Annotated in this window: 4 protein-coding genes; 1 reads left to right on the plus strand and 3 read right to left on the minus strand. The window is 55.8% G+C overall.

The genetic code is table 11. From position 1 onward, the window contains the following. Positions 1 to 162 (minus strand): hypothetical protein (locus ACGLHR_RS51465; protein ID WP_400103807.1); only part of this gene is annotated, 162 nt, incomplete at its 3' end. A gap of 120 nt (positions 163 to 282) precedes the next feature. Here ACGLHR_RS51465 and ACGLHR_RS51470 point away from each other — a divergent pair. Continuing rightward, a complete protein-coding gene (locus ACGLHR_RS51470; RefSeq protein ID WP_400103801.1) occupies positions 283 to 498 on the plus strand; it encodes a hypothetical protein in 216 nt (71 codons plus the stop codon). 746 nt (positions 499 to 1,244) lie between these two features. Here the strand turns inward: ACGLHR_RS51470 and ACGLHR_RS51475 are convergent. Then, positions 1,245 to 1,685: a hypothetical protein gene (locus ACGLHR_RS51475; protein WP_400103803.1), complete on the minus strand. Its 441-nt coding sequence runs from the start codon at positions 1,683 to 1,685 to the stop codon at positions 1,245 to 1,247. Positions 1,686 to 1,769: 84 nt separating this feature from the next. After that, on the minus strand, positions 1,770 to 2,063 hold the full coding sequence (locus ACGLHR_RS51480) for a hypothetical protein (RefSeq protein WP_400103805.1): 294 nt from the start codon (positions 2,061 to 2,063) through the stop codon (positions 1,770 to 1,772). Between the last annotated feature and the right edge of the window lie 200 nt (positions 2,064 to 2,263).

A 2,263-nucleotide genomic window follows, 5' to 3' on the forward strand; every position in this document is an offset into this window, starting at 1 on the left:
TCCGATGCCCCCCCCAACGCCAATGACCTGACGGAGCAGTATTCCCAAGTCAACATGGGTTCTGCTGACGGATACGTCTTGCGCGCCGGCATTCAAGCTGGGCCATAGGTTGCCTTCCGCGGGTTCGAACGCGCAGATCTGCGAGATGTCGTAACCAAGCAGCGCCTGGCAGCGCTCACAGGTGACGTTCTCAAAAAAACAGGTTGGAGCGACTGCCGCAGTGAAAGGTCTTCATGGATTCTTTACCTGGCGAAGAATATTTACACGCTCCATCCGCTGCAAGTGCCGCCGCTAGCGCTCCAGCGCCTGCTCGCGGGAGGTGCTCGCCAGATCCGCGGGCTGCTCGCTTTGCGGGTCGCGCTCGCCCGGCTGCGTGGTTTTGCGGCCTTCTCCTGGCTGCTCGATATGGCCGCGGGTGCGGGGCTGGCCCGTGGCTTCGAATCGGGCCTGCCATTCTCGTTTGTCATCGTCGAGTTCCTGTGTGGTGACGGTTACTGAACCGTTTGAGCCATGCTCCAACCCGCAAAATATGTGCCTGGCGCAGGGCACTCGCAAACCGGCACCGATTAATGGTTGGCGTACCCGGTCAGCGACATTGGCCATCACGGGGGTCTACCTGACCCATTGGGTGCATCTCGCGGGGCGTAGCCGGAGGATTCTGCGGATTCTGCGGTGATGAGTGTCGCGACGCGGCGGCCGTCTTGAACTCGCGGAGTTTTATCCTGCCACCACTTGGCGGCTCGTCCCGTAAACCGGCAGAAGAATCCGGTGATTTCAGCCGCCTACCGCGAGCTCCATCTGATCTTGGCTGTCGTGCGTCTTTCAGTGTCCCGGAGAGCAACACTCTTGGCTCTGACGCTGTGTAAGAACATCGCGCGATCATCGCAACGTTCGAGAGATTCCGCAGCAGCCGATGTGGCAGTGTGCCGCCATCTCGATCCAGGCACAAGAGCGGATGAAGTCCTCCCCTCTTGACAAGACTGACAGAGCGACGCCGTAGGATACCGCCTTTCGGACAATGTAAGGTGAATGATCGGAAAGGGTCGAAAACGGCCGGCCATCTCACCTTTCAGCAGCACGCGCTGCATCAGCTGCGCAGCAATACAGCTAATTCCGGATTTCCGGTCCACCAAGAGGGCACATCTTGTCTAAGCTGTCCAGCTATAACTCTTAAGTTAAATCATAACCGTGTGAACGATTGGGAGACGCCCATGGAGATATACTCTCGTTGCGAAGTCAGCCTGCTACCAATTCAGTTGTACATTCCGCTCACCCATGCGCAATGTGGTGTGTTTATCTACACCGTTATAGGTTGCCACGACCTGATAAGTCGCCCTAGGCGCTTTGATGAGGCAGCGTGGCCCAGTCGAACGAAAGGATGCAACTTCGACGCCCTTGCGCGAAAGTGTGATGGCAACGTCGGATAGATACTCGCCGCGCGCGCCTTCGGTGAATAGCAGACCCATATCAAAATCCTTCGACTCCGACTTGAGCGCCTGCTGCTCGTCCTCGCCAACGCCGCCGCAAACGTAGCTGACTGGGCCTATGGTCTGACGAGCAAGATCGGCCGCATGTGCACTGGGACCCGCGAATACTGTAAGGACGCCGACCACAACGGCACAGAGGCTGCCCTGCCAGGGCTTCGGACTGCACATATGGCGCCATATATGACGAATTGCTTGCATGGATTAATCTCCAACTAAGTCCATACAAATTGGACGGATCATCATTGAAATTGTTCTACCTTATTTTAAATAGAAAAATGTGATTCAAGTACCGAGTTTCGAATTAATCATATGCTCTAATATCTTTTTTAAACCACGACGATCAATCGATTCTCTGACATGAGTTTCGTTGCGCACTTTAATAATTCGCGTAGGCTTTTCCAACTTAGCGAAAATGGACGCGACGGCATAGAGCAGCAGGCCGGCGCCCGGTCCTCGAACCAGGGATGATCGCAGCCGTCGATCTGGATCAGCTCGCCCAGACAGGCGCGGCGATTGCGCGGCTGGTAGACCTTCGGCAGGCGCTGCGCCCAGAGTCTGGCGTTCGAGAGCCAGCATGCTCGCGTTAGCTCACGGGTACGACACTTCTATTTGGCTCAGGTACCACATTACTATCTAGCCCTGACGTTACGGCTATTCGCCGGATTCCTCTTGATCAATTACCCGCTGTGCCATGGCGTAACCCACCCGAGTTCGACAGTTAGAAGTGTAAGTCTTTGATTTAATTGGGGCGGAGTGCAAAACGCTCCACTACAAGA

Origin of the sequence: Cupriavidus sp. CuC1 (assembly GCF_044627735.1) — a bacterium.
GTDB classification, from domain to species: Bacteria; Pseudomonadota; Gammaproteobacteria; order Burkholderiales; family Burkholderiaceae; genus Cupriavidus; species Cupriavidus ulmosensis.

Excerpts from the sequence above, each read along its gene's own strand:
- ACGLHR_RS51480 (WP_400103805.1), bottom strand. The coding sequence starts at position 2,063 with ATGCTGGCTCTCGAACGCCAGACTCTGGGCGCAGCGCCTGCCGAAGGT.
- ACGLHR_RS51475 (WP_400103803.1), bottom strand. The coding sequence starts at position 1,685 with ATGCAAGCAATTCGTCATATATGGCGCCATATGTGCAGTCCGAAGCCC.